This window comes from Streptomyces sp. NBC_01689 (genome assembly GCF_036250675.1).
GTDB lineage: Bacteria > Actinomycetota > Actinomycetes > Streptomycetales > Streptomycetaceae > Streptomyces.
In genome coordinates this window covers 8,408,536-8,432,517 of sequence record NZ_CP109592.1, presented here as the reverse complement: position 1 = coordinate 8,432,517, position 23,982 = coordinate 8,408,536, and the positions used below count along the sequence as shown (strand labels likewise).

At 68.5% G+C, this 23,982-nt stretch carries 19 protein-coding genes and 1 pseudogene; 5 read left to right on the top strand and 15 right to left on the bottom strand.

The window, feature by feature from the left end:
• Positions 1-94: 94 nt before the first annotated feature.
• Positions 95-463: a hypothetical protein gene (locus tag OG776_RS36190; protein ID WP_329323187.1), complete on the bottom strand. Its 369-nt coding sequence runs from the start codon at positions 461-463 to the stop codon at positions 95-97.
• A 497-nt stretch (positions 464-960) separates the two neighbouring features.
• On the opposite strand from OG776_RS36190, the gene OG776_RS36185 reads away from it, so the two are divergent.
• Entirely contained in the window at positions 961-2,109 is a 1,149-nt protein-coding gene (locus OG776_RS36185; RefSeq protein ID WP_329323186.1) for a serine hydrolase domain-containing protein, read from the top strand.
• Between the two features lie 60 nt (positions 2,110-2,169).
• On the opposite strand, the gene OG776_RS36180 is transcribed toward OG776_RS36185, so the two are convergent.
• The 3 genes from OG776_RS36180 to OG776_RS36170 all read right to left on the bottom strand — a co-directional run bounded on the left by OG776_RS36180 (position 2,170) and on the right by OG776_RS36170 (position 4,087).
• On the bottom strand, positions 2,170-2,640 hold the full coding sequence (locus OG776_RS36180) for a hypothetical protein (protein WP_148007305.1): 471 nt from the start codon (positions 2,638-2,640) through the stop codon (positions 2,170-2,172).
• A gap of 67 nt (positions 2,641-2,707) precedes the next feature.
• A complete protein-coding gene (locus tag OG776_RS36175; RefSeq protein WP_148007306.1) occupies positions 2,708-3,220 on the bottom strand; it encodes a hypothetical protein in 513 nt (170 codons plus the stop codon).
• A gap of 237 nt (positions 3,221-3,457) precedes the next feature.
• A complete protein-coding gene (locus tag OG776_RS36170; RefSeq protein WP_261994370.1) occupies positions 3,458-4,087 on the bottom strand; it encodes a TetR/AcrR family transcriptional regulator in 630 nt (209 codons plus the stop codon).
• A gap of 96 nt (positions 4,088-4,183) precedes the next feature.
• Here OG776_RS36170 and OG776_RS36165 point away from each other — a divergent pair, with 96 nt between their 5' ends.
• Positions 4,184-6,421: an MMPL family transporter gene (locus OG776_RS36165; RefSeq protein WP_329323184.1), complete on the top strand. Its 2,238-nt coding sequence runs from the start codon at positions 4,184-4,186 to the stop codon at positions 6,419-6,421.
• Between the two features lie 734 nt (positions 6,422-7,155).
• On the opposite strand, the gene OG776_RS36160 is transcribed toward OG776_RS36165, so the two are convergent.
• From OG776_RS36160 to OG776_RS36145, 5 genes are all read right to left on the bottom strand, one after another.
• Positions 7,156-8,178: a macro domain-containing protein gene (locus tag OG776_RS36160; RefSeq protein ID WP_329323183.1), complete on the bottom strand. Its 1,023-nt coding sequence runs from the start codon at positions 8,176-8,178 to the stop codon at positions 7,156-7,158.
• A 319-nt stretch (positions 8,179-8,497) separates the two neighbouring features.
• The gene (locus OG776_RS36155) at positions 8,498-9,352 is read right to left on the bottom strand and encodes an NUDIX hydrolase (RefSeq protein ID WP_329323802.1); all 855 of its coding nucleotides are present in this window, start codon (positions 9,350-9,352) and stop codon (positions 8,498-8,500) included.
• Positions 9,353-9,469: 117 nt separating this feature from the next.
• Entirely contained in the window at positions 9,470-10,153 is a 684-nt protein-coding gene (locus OG776_RS42535) for a deoxynucleoside kinase (RefSeq protein WP_443077390.1), read from the bottom strand.
• 31 nt (positions 10,154-10,184) lie between these two features.
• On the bottom strand, positions 10,185-11,207 hold the full coding sequence (locus OG776_RS36150) for a radical SAM protein (protein WP_329323182.1): 1,023 nt from the start codon (positions 11,205-11,207) through the stop codon (positions 10,185-10,187).
• Between the two features lie 22 nt (positions 11,208-11,229).
• Entirely contained in the window at positions 11,230-12,954 is a 1,725-nt protein-coding gene (locus OG776_RS36145; RefSeq protein WP_329326589.1) for an SUMF1/EgtB/PvdO family nonheme iron enzyme, read from the bottom strand.
• 543 nt (positions 12,955-13,497) lie between these two features.
• Here OG776_RS36145 and OG776_RS36140 point away from each other — a divergent pair.
• Positions 13,498-13,902 (top strand): annotated as a pseudogene (locus OG776_RS36140) (transposase family protein); the annotation flags it as partial.
• Positions 13,903-14,438: 536 nt separating this feature from the next.
• Entirely contained in the window at positions 14,439-15,824 is a 1,386-nt protein-coding gene (locus OG776_RS36135; protein ID WP_148012782.1) for an MFS transporter, read from the top strand.
• Between the two features lie 47 nt (positions 15,825-15,871).
• On the opposite strand, the gene OG776_RS36130 is transcribed toward OG776_RS36135, so the two are convergent.
• From OG776_RS36130 to lnt, 4 genes are all read right to left on the bottom strand, one after another.
• Positions 15,872-17,797 (bottom strand): helix-turn-helix domain-containing protein, encoded by a 1,926-nt coding sequence (locus OG776_RS36130; RefSeq protein WP_329323180.1) that lies wholly within the window; start codon positions 17,795-17,797, stop codon positions 15,872-15,874.
• Between the two features lie 72 nt (positions 17,798-17,869).
• Positions 17,870-18,742: a 3-hydroxybutyrate dehydrogenase gene (locus OG776_RS36125; protein WP_329323179.1), complete on the bottom strand. Its 873-nt coding sequence runs from the start codon at positions 18,740-18,742 to the stop codon at positions 17,870-17,872.
• 60 nt (positions 18,743-18,802) lie between these two features.
• Entirely contained in the window at positions 18,803-19,276 is a 474-nt protein-coding gene (locus OG776_RS36120) for an NUDIX hydrolase (protein ID WP_148012785.1), read from the bottom strand.
• A 151-nt stretch (positions 19,277-19,427) separates the two neighbouring features.
• A complete protein-coding gene (lnt, locus tag OG776_RS36115; RefSeq protein WP_148012786.1) occupies positions 19,428-21,041 on the bottom strand; it encodes an apolipoprotein N-acyltransferase in 1,614 nt (537 codons plus the stop codon).
• 367 nt (positions 21,042-21,408) lie between these two features.
• Between lnt and OG776_RS36110 the strand changes: the two genes are divergently transcribed.
• Positions 21,409-22,485 carry an O-antigen ligase family protein gene (locus tag OG776_RS36110; protein WP_148012787.1) on the top strand — a complete coding sequence of 359 codons (1,077 nt, stop codon included), beginning with the start codon at positions 21,409-21,411 and terminating at the stop codon, positions 22,483-22,485.
• A gap of 9 nt (positions 22,486-22,494) precedes the next feature.
• Here OG776_RS36110 and OG776_RS36105 read toward each other — a convergent pair whose 3' ends face one another.
• Positions 22,495-23,040, bottom strand: a complete 546-nt coding sequence (locus tag OG776_RS36105; RefSeq protein WP_148012788.1) for a hypothetical protein — start codon at positions 23,038-23,040, stop codon at positions 22,495-22,497.
• 106 nt (positions 23,041-23,146) lie between these two features.
• A complete protein-coding gene (locus OG776_RS36100) occupies positions 23,147-23,932 on the bottom strand; it encodes a glutamate racemase (protein WP_187285924.1) in 786 nt (261 codons plus the stop codon).
• Positions 23,933-23,982: the final 50 nt, after the last annotated feature.

Here is a 23,982-nt window from a genome sequence, read left to right as displayed (position 1 = left end):
CGGCATCGGCATCGGCATCGGCATCGGCATGGAAGGCACGGCGGAGCCGGTCGGCGTTGTCCAAGTTCGCCCTGTCGGCCGCAGGTCGGCGGCGCTACTCGCCGAGGTACTGGTACTCCCCGTTCACGCTTCCGATCACCACGGCCCCATCGCGGACCTGCCACTCACTCATGCCCGTGATCTCGTGGCTGACGAGGAAGAGCCCGATGACCAGGTCGTTGTCGTCGTCGGAGGCTGGAATCGCTGCCACGAGCCGCAGTTGTTCCAGAAAGCAGTCGACGGCCTGCTCGCGCATGTCGGCGCCGAAGAAGACCCAGCTGGTCCAGTTGTACTGCCGCGCCGGAAAGCCCCAGCCTCCGCTGTACGTCCGATCCGGGTTCTCGGCGGCGACGATCTCCTTGACCTGGGCCAGCTGCCGGTGGTCGCACTCCAACCATCCCCTGATCCGGACGAAGACACCCACGACGATCGCTCCCTCGTGCCTCGGAACCCGCCCTGTCGCGGCTCCGCTGTGACACCGAATCGAACGGTAGGCGGGGCGAGTTCAGCCTCGCAAAGGACTTTTTCGGAGCCAACAGGCGGTCAGCAGCTTCGTACGGCCGCTCTTCTCCGGCCCGGCTCGGTCGAACAGCGTCTCCGCGAAACCGAGGCGGTACGGCTGCGGTACGCGTCAGGAAGCAGGGTGGAAAGCGCGATGGCGAGGTCCCCGCCGTCATACTCGAGACCGATCCGTCCGAGCCGCTGTCCCGCTCCCCCGCTCATCGGCTGCGGCGGTCTCCGTGTCGGCGCGACCGGCCACCGCGGCTCCCGGCCCCGCGTGATCCGCACGGGATCCCGCGGGTCGGGATGCCGGTCCCCGCCCCCTCGGCGATTCGGTGCCGGGGAGCGATGAGTTCGCGAGGGGAGGAGAGTCGTATCCGACGTGTTCGACCACGACTCCCCGGACCGGAAGGCCGACCGATGAGCTCTCTCCACGACACCCTGCGACGACGCGTCGACGACGGCACCGTGCCGGGGGCGGTGAGCCTGGTGGCCCGTGGCGACGACGTCGAGGTGGCCGCCGTCGGCTCCGTCGACATCGAAGGCACCACACCGATGGCCCGCGACTCGATCTTCCGGATCGCCTCGGTCAGCAAGCCGGTCACGGCGGCGGCGGTCCTGACGCTGGTGGAGGACGGGCGGTTGGCACTGGACACCCCGGTGGAGAAATGGCTGCCGGAGCTGGCGAAGCCGACGGTGGTCCGCACGCCCTCCTCGCCCGTCGAGGACGTGGTCCCGGCGGACCGTCCCCTCACGGTCGAGGACCTGCTGAGCTTCCGGACCGGCTGGGGCCTGCCCTCGGACTTCTCCCTGCCGGCCGCGCGGGCCCTGTTCGCGGTGCAGGATCACAGCCGCTCCTTCCAGGAGTGGCCCGAACCGGACACCTGGCTGGGCCTGCTCGCCCAGGTACCGATGCTGCACCAGCCGGGTGAGGCCTGGCTGTACGGCACATCGTCCGCCCTGCAGGGCATCCTGGTCTCCCGGGTGTCGGGCCGTACCTTCCCCGATTTCCTGGCGGAGCGGGTCTTCGAGCCGCTGGGCATGCGGGACACCGCGTTCGAGGTGCCCGCCTCGAAACAGCACCGCTTCACCTCCTCCTACGCTCCCGCCGCGGACGGCACCCTGCGCCTGACGGACGCCCCGGACGGCGCGTACAGCAGCCTGCCGCGCTTCCCGTCGGGCGGCGGCGGCCTGGTCTCGACCGCCGACGACCTCCTCGCCTTCTTCCGGATGCTCGCCGACGACGGCACGGCCCCGGACGGCACCCGCGTCCTCTCCCCCACCTCCGTGAGCCGCATGACCACCAACCACCTCACCGCCGCCCAGCGCGACGCCTCGACCCTGTTCCTGGAGGGCCAGGGCTGGGGCTACGGGGGCCAGGTCGACGTCACCCCCGTCGATCCCTGGAACGTCCCCGGCCGCTACGGCTGGGTGGGCGGCACCGGTACGACGGCCCACGTCGTCCCCCCGACGGGCACGGTCACCGTCCTGCTGACCCAGACGGCGATGACCGGCCCGACTCCGACACCGCTGATGCGAGAGTTCTGGCGGCACACGGCACAGTGCTAGGAGCAGTCCGGCAGGCCGGCTGTTCGGCACTCCGACTGTTCGGCACTCCGGCACATGTCTCTAATAGACGGGGTGGTCCTCCAGCCACCACGACAGATCGTGGGCGGAGTCGAGGACCACGTCCCGGTTCGTACCGTCCGCCGTGGCCCCCTGGTCCTTCCCCACCGCGATGCCCTTCTCCATCCTGTCGATCAGGACGTACGCCCCCGACCAGAACTCCGGACCCCTGACCTCGGTCCGGCGCATCGCCGTGCGCAAGGTCCGCGCGGACTCCATGAGCGCCTTCATCTGATCCCAGCACATCCCGGGCTCCTGGTAGACGCAGCCGCCGTCCCGGTCGAACTTGTCCACCGCGGCCCGGAACCTCTTGGTCGCCGTTCCCAGGGGCACCCGCCTCACCTTCGCCACCGGCGCCACCGATGCCGCCGCCGGCTTCGCCGCGTCCCCGCCGTCCGAGCCGCCGCACCCGCTCACGCCCGCCATGGTCACGGCCAGGACCACGGCCGCCTTCCCCACCCTGTGTCTCCCCATGACCGGCGATCATGGCACGGCCCGGACACGCACACGACAGAGGATGGCGTGCCGGGCTGTACGACGGTCAGGCCCCGGGCCGGACCGGGCCGACGACGGTTCCGGGCGCGACGGAGAGGTGGCCGTATGCGCTGGAGTCACCGGGGATCACCCCGTCCGGGGTCCTGAGCGTGAAGGACACCTCGTCGGCCGGGACGCCATCGGCCCCGTCGGGCACCTGGATGTCGAAGTGCACCGGGTGTCCCGGACCGAAGGTCGCCACCACGTGCTGGGGGCCGTATCGGCCTGCCGAGACCGCGTCAGGGGAGCCGTGGCGGTAGAACCGAACGTCGGTGGGCGAACCGGCCGGCCGGCACGGTTCGTACCCCGGCGCCGCGGTCAGCGTGACTCGGTAGTGGCGGTGCCCCGAAGACGCGCGGGCCGGAGCGATCCTGGCCGTGTGGTTCGCCGGACGGCACGCGGACGGACGCGCGGTGCCGACGGCCGTCGGGGCGGACGCCCGCGCCACTCCGGCTCCCGCCACACCCGCCAGCATGAGCGCCGCCGCGGACACGGCGGCCATCGACTTCGTGATCGGCATGGGGATTCCTCACGTAGGTCTCCGAGGGCGTGGTCGCGCCCCGGGCCCTCCACGCTCCCGCACCCGGCCCGTGCACCAGAGCCGCGCACCCACGCGGTCACCGGATCGGGCGGGACAGGACACCCCGTTCAGCCCTCACCTGGAGCCGTGGGAGGGCGCGGCACGGGCGTCGTCGGCGCCGCACGGATCGCGCCTGGGGCCCGCGCGACCGGTCGCCGGTTTGTCCGGCGCCCAGGATCATCGACGTGCGCTCGCGGCCACCGCCTCGATGCCCGCGGTGAGGAAGGTCATGGCCGTCCCGACGGCCTGGTCGCGCTCGGGTCCCTCGGGGTACTGGAAGATCTCGGTGACCACGGCCGCGGCGGCGGCCGCGGCGAGGCGGGGGGCGATCCCGTCCGGGGCCTGGCCGGTGTCCTCGGCGATGATGCGGGCGCCCTCCTCGATGGCCGCCGCCATCCGCGCGGTGCGTACCGCCCGCAGTTCCGGGTTGGCCTCGAACATGCGCATTTCGAGCTCGTCGTTCTCGTCGTGGCAGGCCATCTCCGCGCGCAACCAGCCCTCCAGTGCCTGCATGACGCTCTCCCCCGGGGCACGGCCGCGCAGCATCTCGGTCAGCTGGAGCACCGTGGCGTCGAAGGCCGCGAAGGCGATGTCCTGCTTGGTGCGGAAGTACAGCGTCACCGTGCGCGGGGACACCTCGGCCGCCGCGGCGATCTCCGCGATCGTCGTGGCGTCGTAGCCCTGCGCGGCGAAGAGTTCGAAGGCCGCGCGCGTGATCGCGGCCCGCCGCTTGGCCTTGCCGCGTTCACGCAGGCCGTCCTCCGTCGCAACCCTGTCCATGCCGTCCAGCATAGCTTCGGACTGCATTTTTACATCGTGCAGTAAAAATGCATTACGCTGTAAAAATTCTGCCGGACCACCAGGTACGGCGACTGTCGAACCCCGAAACGAAAGAGACCTGCCGTGGCGAAACGCTTGTACGCGCTGGGACGTTGGGCGGCACGCCGCCGGGGCCGGGTGCTCGCGGTGTGGGTGCTGCTCCTCGCGGTGGCCGCCGGTCTGGGCACCGCCCTCGGCGGAAAGGTGACGACGGAGTTCTCGGTGCCGGGCGTCGAGTCCCAGCAGGCCCAGGACCTGCTGAAGGCCAAGTTCCCGCAAGCCGCCGGCGGCACGGCCCGCATCGTGTTCGCCGCGCCTGAGGGCGCGAGTCTCACCGGCGAGAAGCAGCGGCGCGCCGTCGACGCGACCCTCACGGCGGTCGCCGCGGTGCCGGGGGTCATCAACGTGTCAGGCCCGGCGAAGACCGGCGCGGTGTCGAGGGACGGCACCATCGGCTACGCCGACGCGCTGTTCGGCAAGCCCGCCGACCTCGTGCCGCAGTCCGCCAAGGACCGGCTCGATGCCGCTCTGGACCCGGCGAGGAAGGCCGGCCTCGACGTCGAACTGGGCGGTACCGTGTCCACCCCGCCCGCCGAGGTCGGCGGCCCCGCCGAGGTCGTGGGCGTGGTCGTGGCCTTCGTGGTGCTCGCGCTCGCGCTCAGCTCGCTCCTGGCGGCGGGCCTGCCCCTGATGACGGCCCTCGTCGGCGTCGGGGTCGGCGTGATGACCGTCCAGTTCCTGTCCCGCTTCATCGACATGACGAACACCGCGACCGTCCTCGCGCTGATGATCGGCCTGGCCGTCGGCATCGACTACGCGCTGTTCATCGTCTCCCGCCACCGCGAGCAGCTCGCCGACCCGGCGCAGGACCTGCCCGACTCGATCGCGCGCGCCACCGCGACGGCGGGCAGCGCCGTGACCTTCGCGGGCGTGACCGTCATCATCGCGCTCGCCGCGCTCTCCGCCGCCGGCATCCCGTTCCTCACCGTGATGGGCCTGGCCGCCGCCGGAACCGTACTGCTCGCGGTACTGGTGGCCCTCACCCTCGTACCCGCCCTGCTGGGCTGCCTCGGCGAGCGGCTGCGCCCCAAGAGCGCACGGCCGGGGGCGAGTCCCGCGCGGGCCGGGACGCCCGGCCGCGAGCGCCGACCGGGATCCTGGGGTCTGGCCTGGGGCCGCCTCATGACCCGCTTCCCCGTTCCCGTCCTGGTCGTGAGCGTCCTCGGACTGCTCGCCCTCGCCCTGCCCGCCACCGGACTGCGCCTCGGCCTGCCGAGCAACGAGACCCAGCCCGCCGCGAGCACCCAGCACAAGAGCTACGAACTCCTCACCAAGGGGTTCGGTCCGGGCTTCAACGCGACCCTCGTGGTCGTCGTGGACAGCACGCGCATACCCGCCGCGCGGCGCGAGTCGGCCGTCGAGGGGGTCGCCGACGCCGTGGGCAAGGACCCGGACATCGCGACGGTGGCACCGCCCAGGGCCACGGAGGACGGCGCGATCACCGTGCTCGGCGTCGTGCCGAAGACCGGCCCCGACGATCAGCGGACCACCGACCTGGTGCACCGGCTGCGCGACCGCGCGGTGACGCCGGTGACCGACGCGGGCGGTACGGCCTACGTCGCCGGTGCGACCGCCGCCGGTATCGATGTGTCGGCGAAGCTGTCCTCGGCCGTGCCGCTGTTCGTCACGATCATCGTGGTGCTCGCGCTGCTCCTGCTGATGCTGGCCTTCCGCTCGATCCTGGTACCCCTCAAGGCCGTTCTGGGTTTCCTGCTGTCCATCGCGGCCGCCATCGGCGCGGTCGTGTGGGTCTTCCAGGACGGTCACCTCACCGGACTGTTCCAGGTCGCGGCGGCGGCCCCGATCGCGTGCTTCGTTCCGGTCCTGCTGATCGGCGTCCTGTTCGGCCTCGCGATGGACTACGAGGTGTTCCTGGTCAGCCGGATGCGCGAACACTTCCACCACCACCGGGACGCGCGGGCCGCGGTCGAGCACGGCGTGGAACGCAGCGGGCGGGTCGTCACCGCGGCGGCCCTCATCATGGCGGCCGTCTTCGGCGGCTTCATCTTCAACCACGACCCGACCGTCAAGACGATCGGTTTCGCCCTGACCATCGGCGTCCTCATCGACGCCTTCGTGGTCCGCCTCACGATCGTCCCCGCGGTGCTGAGCCTGCTCGGCCGTCACGCCTGGGCCCTGCCCAAGTGGCTGGACCGCGCCGTGCCGAACATGGACATCGAGGGCGACTCCCTGCCCCCGCGCGCCGCGAACACCCCCAGGGCCGACGCCGTTTCGGAGCTCGTACCGGCCGACAGGATCTGACCGGCGGCGGCATCGACCGCCGCACCGGCCGCCGCGTGGCACCGGCCGTCTGTCCGTCCGAGCGGAGCCGAAGGGCTCCTCGTCCCCGGCCTCGGGGGTGAGGAGCCCTTCGGCCTGCGGGTCCACCTCATGGGGGACAGGCGCGAGCCTCCGCGGGCGACGGCCGTCGGCCGTCGGAGGGGCGTGTCGTGTGTCGCTCGCAGGGACGTGAGGAGTTGGAGGCGTGTGGCGCGGCCACATGCGGACGGGCCCTGCTTCTCGCATGCCCGGCCACAGCATGCGGGTCTCGGGATTGCGGGTACAGGACAGCGGCATGTGGCGCTCACCGAGGGCCACGAGGTGGGACCGCCCAACGGTTCCCGGAAATTCTTTCCGCTGTACGCGCCTGGAGTCGGCACCGCACCGATGAACCACCCCCGAACCACCCGTCCCGGACGGCGTTCATTTCGATCGCCTTAGACCGTGTCCTACATGGTCCTAGGTCGGCGCCTCGCAAGCCGGTTCTTCAGTCTGGAGCCCGGTGGTGAACTCCTTGCGTGTGGGCCTGGTCGTAAGCTTCAACTCGCATTAGGGGATCGCCCGGTCACCGGCGTCATGGTTGGCGACGATCGCGATGGGCCGCAACTCCGTTCGCCGCCGTTCCCGTTCCCCTACGCGGGAGCTGCCGTCCCCCGTGAGACTCCCCTTGCTCACTTGTGGTCGTTGGAACCCGGTCGTACGGCTCGGGTTGCCGACTACCCACCGGTCGGATCGATGGATTCCAATCGCAGTTCCAGCACCTCACGGCAGACAGCCGCCTGGACATCGGTGTACGCCAACAAATAGACGGTTCGGATATCCGAGCCACGGTGTGCCTCGAAGTAGGCGACGGCTGACGCCACCAGAGAAGCGACCGTCGCCCGTAAGTCACTGTTGCCACCTCCCGTGCCAAGCAGCGGAAGCACGACAGAACGGAGCACGTCGCCTTCACTGTTCAAGCGGTCCACGGTGGTCAGGATGTTCCGCACGCACCGTTCCAGGTCCATGACCTGGCGGAAGCCCGATGCAGGCTCACCCTCCACCGCCGCCACGTGGACGATCCGCTGTACCTGGTGACTCGCACACAACTCTCCGGCCCCCGTGACCAGCACATGTCCGGCCGCCACTTGGGTCTGGCCGGACATGAGACCCGCCAGTTCGAGGGCGATGGTGTCGTCCACCACGTGGCCGAGCGTGTTCCGTCGACTCCCGTGATACCGGATAGTCGCCGAGACAGTGTGCTCCGTGATACGCGACATTTCCATTCGGGTGTTCTCAGGATTCACCCACACGTCGACACCCAGGACATTGGCCAGATTACCCGTGATCATTCCCAGGTGATGCCGGCGGGCACTCGGCAATTGAACCTCGTATCGACTGGTACCGGCCAGAGGAACGGGCGCCTCTGCCACAACCGCCCTGCCGTTCAGTTGTCTTCTGAGGCGAGCGTTCTCCTTTAACGTCGCTTTGAGTTCCGCAGCCATCTGGTCACGCGGGCGCGTTTGGGAAAGCCAGGAGAAGGAGGCGAGCATGAAAAAGGCCGAGAATCCGGCTGCTCCGCCGATCCCGAACCCCAGGGCTCGCCCTTCCGACAGTGAGTCCGGAAATATGGAGAACAAAAACAATGCGCTTGCCAGAGAGTACATGAGCACGGCCGGCAACTGGAGGGCGTACCGCCTGTCGGCTCTGGCCGAGCCGGACACCCATACCTGCAGTGCCACGCCGGCTGCGATGAGCACCCCAGTCACGCTCAACAAGAGTGAACCCATGGCGCCGCCCTCCCGGCTTGATACAAGCATCTACGTGCCCACCCCCGGGTGCCCTCAACCACAACGCACTACATACGACGGCTCGTCAATTCAACGAGATGCCTGTTCCGGCGTGTTTGCCGTGGCCGCGGTGGTCAGCACGGCTGCAGGTCGACTGTCGCGTCGGGTGGACGCCGTGCTCCACCCCTCCGGCAGGATGGTGCCCCTCGCCATAACGGACTGCATCCTCCAAGGTCCAAAAGACACAATCAGCCTTCGGCGACACGGGACTTCAGCCACTGATGGCGGCTCACCAATTGCAGGGTTTCGTGAGGTCTGCGTCTGGGATGGAATCGCTCAGCACAACTGGGATCTTGGGCCATTCCGTCTTCTTCCAGTGAGCAATCCGCCAAGCCAACCGTTTAGGCCACAATGGCAGATTTGGTAACTCCGAAACATCGAGCCACACCAGTCTAGAATTTTCTCTCAGGTCGAGCTCTCTCGGTTCGGCAGCAGAATCGCGGAAATCTGCGAGAAAATAATGCTCGCGTCTACCCTCTTTAAGAATGGTGGCCAGACCGAGGCGAATTACCACGGCCAAGCCCGTCTCTTCGGCGAGCTCGCGTACGGCGGCAACTTCCGGCAGTTCGTCCGGCTCGATCCCTCCACCCGGAATCTCATACCAACGACGTCCCGGACCGTTTCGCTCGATGAGAAGGACTTGCCCCTTCGCGTTGATGACCAGTGCCCCCGCCCGAACCCTGCTTGGTGGCTTCTCACAGGGATCGGAAAGCTCGGTCTGATCGTCCCACCACTCTCCTGTTGACAGCGCATGCATCGCCATCTCGGCCACACTGGGCGGAAACAGAGTTCCTGTTGCCAGAGACGGAAAATCGACGAACATCAGCTGTTTTCCTGCAAGGCGCATCGATGTGCCGATTGTCCCTGCGGTCGAGGGGAAGACGAGCGATGCACGAAAGTACCAATCTGTATGACTGACACCGGTAAGGCGGACACAGTCGCGTGTCGAGACCTCGACGTTGAGGCCGGTGTCCTCTCTCAGGCGACTCGCCGCTGCTACCGCCGGTGTCTCTCCGGCACCGATCTCACTGATAGGGAGTTCGAAGCAGACCGTGTCCAAGGCGAGACTGCCCGCGGGCGGCATGACGGCCAAGCGGCCTTCATGAACGAGAATGATCCCAGCTCGCTCACGCGGATCGCGACCTCGCGGCATTGATCAGGTCACCCTCTCTCCACATTACTTTCGTCACGTGCACTGGCCTCAGGGACCCACATGGGATGGGCTTTGTTCTAGAAGGCGGAGGAGGTGCACCGCGGAGGCGTGAGGTGACCTTTCGGTTGTGTCTAGTTCGAACGTGGCAGTACCGCTGTGTTCGGCTGTCTGCAAAATCTCGTGGAGAGCTTCGTCAAGCGCACCCAGGTATCGGTCGTCCACGCTCGCGTCACGGAGGCGGCCGCGTAGGCGCGTGCGCCGTTGGCGTTCTTCCCTGTCACAGGTGAGCAGGATCAGAAGAGGTGCCGCTGGTAGCGTCCTGGACGCAATCTCGTATGCGGTCAACCATGTCGAGACTTCGGTGTCGCCCAGCAGATCACACGCCCACAGAGCCCGCGTGTGCGCCAGTACCGCCTCGATAGGCTCATCGACGAGTGTCGTCCCGTCAGCCGGCCACTGCATGAGCGTCCGCTCGACCAGGGCCTCAAATTGACAGGGGAGGGCTGCATGGGAATCGGCCTCCACAAAAAGCCGATAGATGTAGTCAGCCATCCGCGAGCCGGATGTATGGAACGCACGCGTCCCGGCATAGGACAGATCGGGTCTTAACTTCGTGAGAGCTTCCAATACCGTTGACTTCCCTGCACCAGGAAGGCCCACAACTCCGAGTGCATAGAAGCCGCGAGAGGCAAGAGGGGCTGGATCGACACGTGACCGAGCCTCGGCTCGCATCTCTGACCATGCTGTCGTCTTCACAGAACCATCAACCGACACAGCTTGTCCTACCCGTGAGTGGAAAAGAGACAACCGACCCGTCACTCAATGCGATATCGACCTCTGTGCGATCTGGTTCCATTCGTTGTTCTGTTATCCCCATTGCACCACAGGGCCATGCCGAGACGTTTTTCATTTCCTGGTTGACGGCTCTGGACTGATTCAAACCGATCTCGCTGCGAGAGAAAGAGCGCGTGACCGGGCGATTAATGCAGGGAACCAGATTTCCGTGAGCATCGATGCGCGTCCACAGCCGACTACAAGCGCCGTACAAGCAGAAATTCTCACTGAACTGGACGAGTTGCCCCGCAGGAGAGCGGGCGTAAAACTTCATGACTACTGGATTGTATGCGACATCGGTCAGCAGATCACCCACATCTTCATATATTCGCGCGAACCAAGAGTGCCCTGCATCATCTGCGTAGGGTTTAATGGCATGAACTTCGGGACGCACTTCGATCAGTTCGAGAAACTTTACCCCCATGGAGTTCTGGTCGCACCACTCGACAACCTTGCGAATCCTGTGATAATTGAAGGCGCTGACCACTGAATTGAGATGCGATCCGGGCATGACGGTCGCCGCATACGCAGCGTTTGCAAGAACGTCCTGCTGAGCTGCGCGTGAGGCACGGTCCAGCGGCCCCTTCGTGGAAAGCGCATCTACGGCGTCGATGCCGAACTTGATGTAGCTGAGTCCACTTTCTGTCAAACAATCGATTACCGCTGGAGTCAGCCGGGTGCCGTTCGAGACCATGGAAATTTTCTTCGCTGTTCCATTCAGAGTTTCAACAATTTTTGTGAGCTGTGGATGCAGTGAGGGCTCACCTCCGCTCAGAATGAGATTGTCTACACGAATCGAGTTATCCTGCAACCATGCTGCGAGTTCGGCGACGAAAGACATCGACATGAATCTGCCTCGCCCGAACTGCCCCTCATTGTGACAGTAAGAACAGCTGAGATTGCACGAATCGGTGATCAGAAGCCGCAGTCGATCAGCATTGAACAGATGCACGGGCCTGCCTCCTTTAGTGACGTCATGATTCGTCCCGCGCGATGCGAAATCCCCGGCTGCACCAGGCGTCTCCTGGGGATCGACCATTTCGGAAAGCACAACGTGCTCGATGCTCTCCCCTACTGAACGATCCACCTCGGACGATACGAGAGGCAGATTGAAAACGGGGCGAGAAGTATTCATCGGCACACCATTCCCATACGTTGCCGCTCATATGGTAGGCACCGACAGGACTGCGGCCCAAGGGCATTGAGTTGACTGGAAGAGTTTTACGTTCGCCTCGCTCCTCGGTATTACAGTGAGCCGCGTCGAATGTGTCACCCCATGGATAACGCCGTCCGTCGACACCCCGCGCCGCGCGTTCCCATTCCAGTTCCGTCGGCAATCGACCACCCGCCCATCGACAGAAGGCATACGCGTCCCACCAATCCACGTTTACCACTGGATAGTTTCCCCAGGATGAGCTGGTCCAGTAATCCGGAGGGACTTCGTGGGGATGTGGCTCAGCCTGCGGAAGATGATCCTTGCCTGCCGGTTCGCCGGGATGACAAAAGGTCCGATCGTGATTCACACCTCCGCACCATCGGGCAAATTTTCGATACTCATCATTACTAGTAGCATGCTCACCGATGTAATACGGTTTGGCGATACTCTCTATTCTTATGAGTTCGTTTCCATGGCGCTCCCCTCCCGCGATGAACGGCCCTGCGGGAACTCGGATGAAACTATCACTCGAGATGGTTTGCGGAGACGTCTGGGGTAACGTACTCAGGTCGTTTCTTTTTCGTAGCCTGACAAGCAAGGCCGGGCTCATTGACAACTTTTCTGCTGTCCCGTTTGAAATCTGCTGAGCAATCATGTCTGCCGCAAAGTCTTGGAAGGTGATGTCCTTCAACTCTTCGGCAAAATATCGGTCACGTATCTCCTGCGAGGCCAGGACATCCGCATAGGGTGTTCTGTCCCCATGACGAGCCAACATGCGGAGGAACTCGGTGCCATCTGCTTGGTGAACTCGGAGCCCCAAGCTCTCAGTAATGAATCGATGGTCGTAGGATGCTGGATCGGACTTGTGAATTACGACCAGTCCAGGACGTCGTATGGCGGCAAATTTGAAGCGCAAAATACGCAGAATAGCCCGAAAATTCGGATCCGACAGAGAGTACCCGATGAAGCACAACGTCTTGGTCAGGAGCAGAGCCCTGACGAGTTCACGCAACTCGGGCTCACGATCCATCCAGTGGTAATAATCGTCCTCGGTTATGACACAACTTGACGGCGCATCAACCGTGCCATGTACTTTAATGAGCAGGGAGCCCGAGACGCTCGAAAGATGCTCGTCCTTCCAGGCCACCGACAGGCGCTTGCCGAAAGTTTGGAAAGAACGCTCAATGAGCGTGTCATAATTCGTAGTGATTATCGTGGCGCCAATGGCGGCCAATGCTTGATGAGCAGGCAAGGGCTGGATGTTCGGATCCGCGAAGGCCTCCGTCAGGATTGCCTCAAGGCGCTGTCGACTACCTGCGTCCTGCCAGACCGTCTCCTGGGCGACTTGCATCAGCGATTCATCTTTTGACAGCTTCCGCTCAAGCAGCCGATCAGCAATGAGCTCCGTTACCTCCAGCCCTCCCAGCATGCCCTTCTTGCCGGCGTAGGACAGGGAGATCCCTGAACCGACGAAGAGGAGGAGCTCGTCCCGGTCGAGAGCTTCCGTTATGAAGCGTGGTATCCCCTGACTGACCATAGCCATCAGAGCGTACCGGCATCATGACAATGAGTGAAGAGCGCCGATGGCGTTCGAACAAAGTTGGCTACGCTGCTCACCGGATCGTTCCGGTCCGCAAGTCTCGGTCTGGCGCACGGTCGACCGCATCGTCTTTCGGCCCTGTGGGCTCATGACCCATTCCGCCGCGACAACGACGCGCACGCCTGCGGCCTGACCCGCCAGGGCGAACACCGTCTTACCAACCCGGTTCTGCCCTCGGTCCGGAGAGCTCGTCGCCTAGTTGGGGACACACGCCGCCCCTGCTGTCAGCCCGCTGCTCTCAGCCCGACTCGATGCCCCCTTCACCGCCCCTGGCCGAGCCCTCCCCGCCGACGTCACCGAAGCGGTCACAACGCACCGCGATCCGAACCAACCGACCACGGCGGCGTGGTCGGAGCGGTCACCGGGGCCGCAGCCAGTGAGCCCTATCCAACCTCACTTGCCAGGCGGGCGGTTGGGCTGACAGACAGATGAAGCCCCTGGTAGATGGGTTTTGACTAAGAGAACCGTCTCAACCAGAGGCTTCGCATGCTTGTCTATACGTCCGGCGTCGACGCGTTCAGCTCGACCCTGCGCTTCCCCGCCGCCCGCCTCAAAGACCACCGCCGCGCTCTCGGAACCCTGTGGCGGCGCCTGAACGCAGGCCGACAGGCAGCCCTGCTCACCCTCGCCCACCTGCGCAACGGCCAGCCCCACGCCCAGCTCGCGACCGGAGTCGGGATCGGCACCACCACCGCCTACCGATACATCACCGAGGCCGTCAACCTCCCCGCCGCCCTCGCCGAAGCCGTACCAACTGCGCCGAAGAAGGCGTACGTGATCCTGGACGGGACGCCCTTGCCCATCGACCGGATCGCTGCCAACCGCCCGTTCTACTCGGTCAAACACAAGGAGCACGGCATGAACGTGCAGGTCATTGCCGATTCGAAGGGCGTCTGATTGGAATGGGCCCAGTGAGCCATTTCAGCGTTGCCAGAGTGAGGACGACCGCTGGATCGCGATGCGCAAGCAGCCACCGACACCGGACCCGTGACTACTTGGCCATGGCAAAAGGGCCAGGCCATGGGATTCGGGTTCCGAGCCGGAGTCTCTGAGCTGAGCGTGCGGGTCTAGAAGGTCACCTACCGGACAACGGCCCGGAGCCGATCGGCCCCAAGGTGTCCGAGTTCAAAGGAGCGTAGTCAGCACGGGAGGGATGGGCACGGGTGGTGACGTGAGCTTTTAGTCAGCACCGAACTAGTACGGGGGTCAGCACCACACCGCTGAATCACCCCGAACTACACGTTCCGGACTGTACTCGTTTCGATCGCCTTCGAGCCCCTGAACCGAGCGGCCGCGCAGCGGCATGGTGGACGCACGCATAGCCGACCGCCGAACTATGTTGCCCCGCCACATGTGCCCCTGACGTGCGTCTTCCTACGGTGTGCCCACACCCACCCGTCCCCACGGCACACAAGGAAGTGGCGCACATGGCCTCCGCGGCAACCGCTCCCCCACCACCCGCCAACCTCAAGCGCATCGTCGCCGCCAGCCTCATCGGCACCACCATCGAGTGGTACGACTTCTTCCTGTACGGCTCGGCGGCCGCGCTCGTCTTCAACAAGCTCTTCTTTCCCGGCTCCGACCCGCTCGTGGGCACGCTGCTGTCGTTCCTCACGTACGCGGTCGGGTTCGCGGCCCGGCCCCTCGGCGCGCTGGTCTTCGGACACTACGGGGACCGGCTCGGCCGCAAGAAGCTGCTGGTGCTCAGCCTGTTGCTGATGGGCGGGGCGACGTTCGCGATCGGTCTGCTGCCGACGCACGCGACGGTCGGCGCGGCGGCCCCCGTCCTGCTGACGGCGCTGCGTCTCGTGCAGGGATTCGCGCTGGGCGGCGAGTGGGGCGGCGCCGTCCTGCTCGTGTCCGAACACGGGGACGCGAAGCGGCGCGGGTTCTGGGCCTCCTGGCCGCAGACCGGAGCGCCCGCGGGGCAACTCCTCGCGACCGGTGTGCTCTCGCTGCTCACCGCCACCCTCACGGACGACGCCTTCGTCTCCTGGGGCTGGCGCGTCCCGTTCCTGCTGTCCGGCGTACTGGTCGTCGTCGGTCTGTGGATTCGTCTGTCCGTCGACGAATCGCCTGTTTTCCAGGAGGCGTTGGCGCGGGCCGAGGCACGCGGGCGGACGCCGGAGGCCGCCACGGAGAAGCTGCCGCTGGTGTCCGTGCTGCGCCACCACTGGCGTGACGTCCTGATCGCGATGGGCGCCCGTATGGCGGAGAACATCAGCTACTACGTGATCACCGCCTTCATCCTCGTGTACGCCACCACGTCGGCCGGCGTCTCCCGGCAGACCGCGCTCAACGCGGTACTGATCGCCTCCGCCGTGCACTTCGCCGTCATCCCCGCCTGGGGCGCGCTGTCGGACCGGATCGGCCGCAGGCCCGTCTATCTGCTGGGCGCCGCCGGGGTGGGCCTGTGGATGTTCCCCTTCTTCTCCCTCATCGACACCGGCGGATTCGGCGCCCTGGTCCTCGCCGTCACCGTCGGCCTCGTCCTGCACGGTGCGATGTACGCGCCCCAAGCCGCCTTCTTCTCCGAGATGTTCGCGACGCGGATGCGCTACTCCGGTGCCTCGATCGGAGCCCAGTTCGCCTCCGTCGCCGCGGGAGCCCCCGCTCCGCTGATCGCGACCGCGCTGCTCTCCGACTACGGCACCTCCACCCCGATCTCCCTGTACGTGATCGCGGCGGCCGTGCTGACGCTGGTCGCCGTGGGCGTCGCCGAGGAGACCCGGCACCGTGACCTGGCGGGTGTCGCGGACGACGGCGGGACGGAGGCGTCCGTGCCCGCGGCGGACGCGCGTTCCACTGCCTGACCGCCGGCATCTCCACATCTCCCGGCCCCCGTACGCGCGTACGGGGGTCAGTGCCGTGCCGTCGTGGACAACCGGTGCAGTCGCACGGCCAGTTGGATCTCCAGGACGCGCGCCGGACTCTGCCAGTCCTCCCCCAGCAGCCTGCCCACCCGCTCCAGCCGCTGGGCCACCGTGTTCACATGGACGTGCAGGTCGTCCTTGGTGCGCGCGGGGCTCATCCCACAGGCGAAGTAGGCGTCCAGGGTGCGCAGCAGATCGGTGCCGCGCTGCCGGTCGTAGGCCACGACCTGGCCGATGGTCCGGCCGACGAAGCCGGAGATGTCACGGTCCCCGGCGAGCAGCAGCCCCAGGAACCCGAAGTCCTCCGCGGCGGCGCCGTCCCCGGCGCGCCCCAGCAGGCGCAGCGCCTCCAGGCAGCGCTGCCCCTCGGCGTACGCCGCCGCCACCGCCTCCGGAGGCACGGCGAGAGGTTCCAGGGGTGCCGAGGCACCGACCGTGACCGTCTCCTGGACCGCGGCGCCCAGGTGCCGGGCCGTACGGCGGGCCAGTTCGGTGGCGCTCTCGTCCGCGCCGAGCGGGAGCAGCAGCACCGTGCCGCCGTCCCGGGCGGCGGCCAGTCCGTGTCCGGTCGCGGCCAGATGGGACGCGGCGGACCACAACCGTCGGCGGGCGTCCGCCTCTCGGTCGGCGTCCGGTGCCGTGGTGTCCAGCCGGGCGGTGAGCACCACATGGACGGCGTCGAGGTCGGCGTGCAGACGGGAGGCGCGCTCGCGCAGCAGGCGTGGGTCGCGGTCCCGGGCGTCGAGCAGGTCGTCCAGCAACTCGCCGCGGACGCGCTGTTCGGCCTCGGCGGCCGAGCGTTTGGCGAGCAGGAGCAGCGAGGTGACCATCGCGGCGCGCTCCAGGGTGCGCTGGTCGACGGGGTCGAGGCCCGGCTGTCCGCCCAGCACCAGCGCGCCGAGCAGTTCGCCGCCGGCCGCGACGGCCGCGACCCAGTCCTGGCCGTGCCGCACCGCGTGGCCCTCGGCACGGGAGGCCTGCAGGGCGGCGCCGGGCGCGCTGTCCGTGCCGGCGAACTCGACGGTGCCGTCGAGCACTTCGGAGACCGCGGCGGCCACGTCATGGACCCCGCCGCCGCGCAGTACCAGTTCCGCGAGGCGGTCATGGACGTCCGAGGCGCGCTCGATGACTCCGCTGCGGTCGCGGATGATCTCGTGGGCGCGGCCCAGGCGGTCGAGGGCCGAGCGGGTCTCCATCAGCCGGTTCGCCGTGTCGATGGCCGCCGCGGCGAGGGCCGCGAAGGAGCCGAGGAGGGCGATCTGCTCGCGTTCGAAGATCCGTGCCCGCCGGTCCGCGGCGAAGAGCACCCCGATCACATGCCGCCCGATCATGAGGGGGACGCCGAGGATGGCGACCAGGCCCTCGTCCCGCACGCCGGCGTCGATGGCCCGGGTGTGCTGGAAGCGGTCGTCCTTGAAGTAGTCGTCGGTGACGTACGGGCGGGCGGTCTGGGCGACGAGTCCGCCGAGCCCCTCGCCCATGCCGAGCCGCAGTTGCTGGAAGCGCGCCGCGACCGAGCCCTCGGTGACCCGCATGTAGGTGTCTCCCTCGGCCTCGTCGTGCAGGCTGAGGTAGGCGACGTCCGTGCCCAGCAGCGACCGGGCCCGCTGGACGATCGCGCGCAGCACGGCGTCGAGGTCGCGCAGGCCCGCCAGGTCGTGGGCGGTCTCGAAGAGCGCGGACAGTTCGGCCTCGCGCCGGCGGCGGCCCTCCATCTCGGAGCGCACGCGCAGGGCGAGGAGCTTGGCCTCCTCCAGGGCGGCGACGCGGGAGGCGGGGCGGCTCTCGGCACGGGCGAGCAGGACCGGCTGCTCGTACGCCTCGGCGGGGGCCCCTCTGGCCAGCAGCCGGAGGAAGGGCGTCTCGGCGTCGTCGGCGGGGCGTTCGGCGGACTGCGCGTGATCGCGGGACATGTTCAAAGGATGACCTGTCGTCGGGCCGGCCCGGCCTGCCCTGTGGACAACCCCGCCGCGGCGGGACGGCCCTCAGTGCGCCGTCCACCCTCCGTCCATGACCAGTGAGGTCCCGGTCACGAAGGAGGACAGGGGCCCGCACAGATAGGCCACCGCGTCGGCGACCTCCTCGGGTTCGACGAGCCGTTTGACCGCGCTGTCCCGCAGCAGCACCTCGGACAGCACACGTGCCTCGGGAACCGCGTGGGCCAGCGCCTGGTCCGCGAGCTGTTTCTCGACCAGTGGTGTGCGTACGTAGCCGGGGTTCACACAGTTCGAGGTCACTCCGTGGGGGGCGCCTTCCAGGGCCGCTGTTTTCGACAGCCCCTCCAGCCCATGTTTCGCGGCCACATAGGCGGACTTGAAGGCCGATGCGCGCAGCCCGTGGACCGAGGACACGTTGACGATACGGCCCCAGCCCTGTCCGTACATGTGCGGCAGTGCGCCTCGGATCAGCCGGAACGGGGCCTCCAGCATCACGGTGAGCATGGTGTGGAAGGCCTCGGGCGGGAACTCCTCGATGGGCCGCACCGTCTGCAGTCCGGCGTTGTTGACGAGGACGTCCGTGTCCGCGGCGGCGTGCTCCGCCGCGTCGAGGTCGGTGAGGTCGAGCGGGTACGGCTCGACGGCCCCCGGGAGGCCCCGGGCCAGTTCGGTGAGTTCGTCCAGTCCGGCGGCGTCCAGGTCCACCGCGCGTACCTCGGCCCCGGCGGCGGCCAGCCGCAGCACACAGGCGCGGCCGATGCCGCCGGCGGCGCCGGTGACCAGGGCGGTGCGGCCGGCGAGGCCGGACGAGGGGGCGTGGGGTCCCGGGAGGGGCGCTGGCCCCGGGGTGGTGTGGGGCCCCCGGGTGGTGCGGGGTCCCGGGAGGGTGGGTGGGTCCGGGAGGGCGTGGGGCGCGGTCATGGCTCGACCCTAGGCAGAGCTTCAGCCCCGACACATGTGGTCATCCCACACACTTACGCCTCAGACCGTAGTGTCGAACCATGTGGGTGCGTGGGACAGCGCCTGCTTGATCCGGAACATCGCGAACTCGTTCAGTTCCGGCAGGGCGTCAACCGGGAACCAGCCGACCTCCAGCGACTCGTCGTCGTTGACCCGCGCCTCGCCGCCGACCGCCCGGCAGCGGAAGGTGACGTCCATGAACTGACAGGTGTCGTCGTTCGCGTAGGTGACCGGGTCCAGGGCCTGCACGAGGACGACGCGCTCCACGACGCAGTGCACCGCCGTCTCCTCCAGGACCTCCCGTACGGCGCAGGCAGCGGGCTGCTCGCCCGGATCCGGGATGCCACCGATCACCGACCACTTGCCGGTGTCCGAGCGCCGGCCCAGCAGCACTCGGTCCTCGTCGTCGAGGACGACGGCGGTGACTCCGGGAAGCCAGAGCAGCTGATGCCCGGCGGACGCCCGGATCGTACGGATGAAGTCAGGAGTAGCCATGGCCCGACCCTAACGGTCCGCACCCGGCCCTCCACCCCGCACGCCGTCGCCCCGGCCTCGCGGTCCCCCTCACGGGAGCGGCCTTCCCCACCTCGGCGGCTCACGCTTTCGTCCGGGACCGCGGTCCGTTCCCCCGGGTGTGCCGCGACCCTTACAGCGTGCCGTCCCGGCGCGCCCGGAGCGCCCTGGCCCCGGCCCATCCGAGACCGCCGGTCGCGACCAGCACCAGAAGCATCTCGGGAAGGATCCCCAGCCGCGTCGCGGGGGTCTCCGAGGAACGCAGCGGCACCTTCTGGACCAGCGAGTCCGCCACGAACATCCCGGTCCGCTGGGCGATCCTCCCGTCCGGCATGATGACGGCGCTGACGCCACTGGTCACCGGCACCGTGACGGTGCGGCTGTGCTCCACGGCGCGGACCCGGGACATGGCGAGCTGCTGGTAGGTCATCTCGCTGCGGTCGAAGGTCGCGTTGTTGCTCGGCACCGAGATGATCTGCGCGCCGTCCGTGACGGTGCTGCGCACGGCCCAGTCGAAGGCGGCCTCGTAACAGGTGACGAGTCCGACGCCGGTGCCGTCCATGCGGAAGACGCCGGGCTTGTGTCCCCGGCTGAAGTCCTGGCGCACCATCGACGTCCAGTCCTTGTTGATCGCGCCGAGCAGCGAGCGCAGCGGAAGGTACTCGCCGAAGGGCTGGACCTGGCGCTTGTCGTAGGTGTCCAGCGGGCCCTTCACCGGGTCCCACAGGATCTGCTCGTTGTAGAGCTTGCCGTCCCGTTCGACGACACCGCCGACCGAGATGGGCACGCCGATCGCCTTGGCCGCGGTGTCGATGACGGCGCGGGCGTCGGCGTTGGCGAACGGGTCGACGTCGGAGGAGTTCTCCGGCCACAGGACGAAGTCGGGCCGTGCGACTTTGCCCGCCTTCACCTCGGCGGCCAGCCGCTCCGTCTCCCGCGCGTGGTGGTCGAGGACGGCCCGCCGCTGGGCGTTGAACTCGAGCCCCGCGCGCGGCACGTTGCCCTGGATCACCGCGACGGTCGCCGTACCGTCCTCCGCCTTGTCGCTCACCAGCGCACGCGCGGCGAGCGCCCCCGCCACGGGGACCACGACGGCGAGCAGCGCCACCGCGGCGGCACCCCGTCGAACGACTCCGTCGCGACGCCGCTCCACGACCTGGCACACGATCTCGTACAGCCCGAAGCCGCACAGCACCACCCCGAAGCCGAGCACCGGAGTGCCGCCCAGCGCGGCCAGCGGGAGGAAGACCCCGTCCGCCTGGCCGAAGGCGATCTTGCCCCAGGGGAAGCCGCCGAACGGCGCGCGCGCACGGGCCGCCTCGCCCGCTATCCATACGGCCGCGGCCCACAGCGGCGCGCCGGGCAGCCGGGAGACCAGGGTGATGCCCGCCCCGACGAGCGCGATGTACACCGCTTCCACGGCGACGAGCGCCAGCCACGGTCCCGGGCCGACCTCGACGCCCGTCCACACGAGCAGCGGCAGCAGGAAACCCAGGCCGAACAGGTAGCCGAGTCCGAGGCCCGCCTTCCAGGAGCGACCGCGCAGGACCCAGGCGAAGACCGCGAAGGCGGGCAGGGCCAGCCACGACACCGTGCGGGGCGGGAAGCTGACGTAGAGCAGGACCCCGGCAAGCGCCGCGGCGGCGGCCGGAGCACCGCGCCGCGCCAGTCTGACCCCGCGCGGTACGGGCGCGGCGTGGGGTTCGAGCTGTTCCGGCTCGTCTACGGAGGTTGCGGTGGCGGTCACTCGGGGAGTGTACGGCGCGTGACCTGGGCACCGACAGGTCGGTCTGCCTGGGGGCCACCGTCTCCGGTCCCGCGGTTCCCGATCGGCCCCGTCCGTCGGTTTCACGCCAGTCGCGCCCTCGGTCCGCCCGCCCCGGCCCCCCGTTCCCACACCGCCCCGAAGCCCGGTCCCGCTCCGCCGCGACGGCGGATCACGCACCCCGCGGGCCGCCCGGCGTCCCTCCGATGCATCGTTTTTCTGCGCAAGTCATCCACAAACCGACGCATCTGCCGTTACGGTGTGCCCGAGCCTCTGACGTGCCCGGATGCGGTCACGGCGGTCGGGGCTCGTCACGGCTCGGGGGGTTGACGGGGTGGGTTCCACGGGGATGACGTCCGCGGCCGGTGGTGCGACGGCCGCGAGCGAGAGACGAAACGTTTCGGACGCGGCGGGCGTGATGGTACTCGGCGCCTGCGCGATCTGGTCGCTGATCACCGCGGCGGCGCACGACGGGCGCCCCGAGGGCGTCCTGCTCGCGGTGCTCGCGATGGCCGCCGGTTACGCCTCGGGCCGGATCCTGGGCGCGGTCGCCCCCGTCGTGACGCCCGCCGCCGGCGCGCTCGCCGGACTCGGCCTGGCCCTCACCGCGCGGTACACCACCCCGGGCCCCCAGGTGACGGTGCCGCTCGGACACACCGGCGCCACGGCGGCGCTGCTGACCCTGTCCACCGCGGCGGCGTGCTGCGCCGCCTGGGCGGCGCGCCCGCCCGCGCTGCGGCTGGCGCTGCGTCTGCTGGCCGTCGGGATCACCGTGACCGCGGCGGTCCTCGGCTCCGCCGCGGGATGCGCGCTCGGTGCCGCGGTGGTGCTGTGCTCGCTCGCCGCGGACCGCGTGCGACGCCGCGCCCTGGGCCTTTGGGCCTTGGCGCTCGCCGCGGCATCGGTCACGTCGGTGACCTGGGCCCTCGCCGAGAACGCGCTCCCGGACGGTCTGTCCGCCTCCCTCGACGGCCAGCTCACCGGACACCGGGTGCTGCTCTGGCGGGACGCGCTCCACCTGACCGGCCGGGACCCGGCGCTGGGCGTGGGCCCGGGCCGCTACGGAGAGCTCAGTCCGACGATCGCGCAGACGTCACTGCCGGACGGCAGACCGCATTCCGCCGCACTGCAGCAGCTGGCCGAGCAGGGTGTGGTCGGCGCCCTGCTGCTCGCCCTGCTCTTCTGCTGGGTCCTCTACTCGCTGTGGCGGTCTCCGCGGTCCACACCGCTCGTACTGACGGCGGGGGCGGCGCTGACCGCCCTGGCGGTGATCGCGTCGGTGGGCAACGCGCTGAGTTTCACCACGGTCACGGCCGGAGCGGGGCTGCTCGCGGGACTCGCGACGGCACGGCCACTGGTCGACGGGTTGTCCGAGAGCCCGGTGCGGGAGGACGAACGCCTCCGGGCGTTCCGGCTGGAGCCGTGAACTCCGGGGTCAGATCACGGCGCCGGGAGTGGCCGGCCGGAGCCTGTCCCGGATCACCCGTACGGCGGCTTCCGCGTTGTCCACCGTGATGGTGAACGTATGACCGTCCCCGAGGCGGAGCACCATGCCCTCGCCGCGCCGGACGATGACGGCGGTTCCCTTCTCGGGACGCCAGCGGTACCCCCAGCCGCCCCACTGCCACGGAGTGACACTGGGCGCGAAGTCGGCGCCGACCACGTCCGAGAGCGGGATGCGGCGCCGGGGCAGCCCGACGTGACCGCAGCGCACTTCGAGCGAGTCCTTGTCTACCTTCACGGCGACGTGCACGAAGGCGAGGGTGCCGAACAGGACGAGCAGTCCCGCGGCGATGCAGCCGACGACGGACATGGCGAGCGCGGCGACGCCCGAGGTCCAGGTGGAGTCGACGGCCAGTTCGATGCCGAGCGCGATGCAGGCGGCCCCGGCGAGCGCCGGGAGCCACTGGACACGGTTGGTCGCACGCCCGGTCCAGACGTCGGAGTGCGCGATGTATTCGCCGTGGGGGTGGTCCCTCATGGCTACGAGACTACTCATGTTCCGCAGCGCGGGCACCGGCTCGCGGAGGGTGACTGCTCCGGGCGAGCGGTCCGCGGACGGAGCGCGTCCGGGCGGTGACCGGCGGTCAGCGGACGGGGCTGACCGCCTTCAGGAGGCGGCCTTCCTCGTACTCCAGCGTGTGCTCGGGCAGCGCCCCCGTCCGGCCGCCGAGAAGCACGGTGACGGTGCCGTCGGCGGACGCTCCCGGGGCCGGGGCCGCGCCGATCCTGCGCAGCGCCTGCGAGGCGACGGCATCGGCGGAGGCGTGCAGGACGAGCGGCGGGAGGCCGGGCGCCTGCACGGCCGCACGGATCCGTTCGGCGACCAGTTCGTAGTGGGTGCAGCCGAGGACGACGGCCCGCACGTCACCGGGGGTCAGGGCGGCGGCAGCGGCGATCGCGGCGTCGATGCCCTCCTGGTCACCGTGTTCCACGGCGTCGGCGAGCCCGGGGCACGGCACCTCGGTGACGGCGACCCCCTGCGCGAACTCACGGATCAGTCCCCGCTGATAGGGGCTGCCGGTGGTGGCGGGCGTGGCCCAGATCGCGACCGGACCGCCGTCGGCCGCCGCGGGCTTGATCGCCGGGACCGTGCCGATCACGGGCACGTCCGGTTCCAGACGGGCGCGCAGCGCGGGCAGTGCGTGCACGGAGGCGGTGTTGCAGGCGACGATCAGCGCGTCGGGACGGTGTGCGGCGGCCGCCTCGGCGACCGCGAGCGCCTGCTCGGTCACGTACTGGGGCGTACGGGGTCCCCAGGGCATGGTGTCGGGCGCCGAGGAGAGGACGAGATCGGCGTCGGGCCGCAGCCGACGTACCGCGGCCGCGGCGGCGAGCAGTCCGATTCCGGAGTCCATGAGCGCGATCTTCACCCGGTCACCATAGACGATCCGCCCCGGCGGGCCGCCGGGGTGGGGCAGAC

Bases quoted from the DNA above. Each gene is read 5' to 3' on its own strand.
- OG776_RS36185 (WP_329323186.1), top strand. From the start codon at position 961: ATGAGCTCTCTCCACGACACCCTGCGACGACGCGTCGACGACGGCACC.
- OG776_RS36180 (WP_148007305.1), bottom strand. From the start codon at position 2,640: ATGGGGAGACACAGGGTGGGGAAGGCGGCCGTGGTCCTGGCCGTGACC.
- OG776_RS36175 (WP_148007306.1), bottom strand. From the start codon at position 3,220: ATGCCGATCACGAAGTCGATGGCCGCCGTGTCCGCGGCGGCGCTCATG.
- OG776_RS36170 (WP_261994370.1), bottom strand. From the start codon at position 4,087: ATGCAGTCCGAAGCTATGCTGGACGGCATGGACAGGGTTGCGACGGAG.
- OG776_RS36155 (WP_329323802.1), bottom strand. From the start codon at position 9,352: ATGCCGCCCGCGGGCAGTCTCGCCTTGGACACGGTCTGCTTCGAACTC.
- OG776_RS42535 (WP_443077390.1), bottom strand. From the start codon at position 10,153: ATGCGAGCCGAGGCTCGGTCACGTGTCGATCCAGCCCCTCTTGCCTCT.
- OG776_RS36145 (WP_329326589.1), bottom strand. From the start codon at position 12,954: ATGGCTATGGTCAGTCAGGGGATACCACGCTTCATAACGGAAGCTCTC.
- OG776_RS36135 (WP_148012782.1), top strand. From the start codon at position 14,439: ATGGCCTCCGCGGCAACCGCTCCCCCACCACCCGCCAACCTCAAGCGC.
- OG776_RS36130 (WP_329323180.1), bottom strand. From the start codon at position 17,797: ATGTCCCGCGATCACGCGCAGTCCGCCGAACGCCCCGCCGACGACGCC.
- OG776_RS36125 (WP_329323179.1), bottom strand. From the start codon at position 18,742: ATGACCGCGCCCCACGCCCTCCCGGACCCACCCACCCTCCCGGGACCC.
- OG776_RS36120 (WP_148012785.1), bottom strand. From the start codon at position 19,276: ATGGCTACTCCTGACTTCATCCGTACGATCCGGGCGTCCGCCGGGCAT.
- OG776_RS36110 (WP_148012787.1), top strand. From the start codon at position 21,409: ATGACGTCCGCGGCCGGTGGTGCGACGGCCGCGAGCGAGAGACGAAAC.
- OG776_RS36105 (WP_148012788.1), bottom strand. From the start codon at position 23,040: ATGAGGGACCACCCCCACGGCGAATACATCGCGCACTCCGACGTCTGG.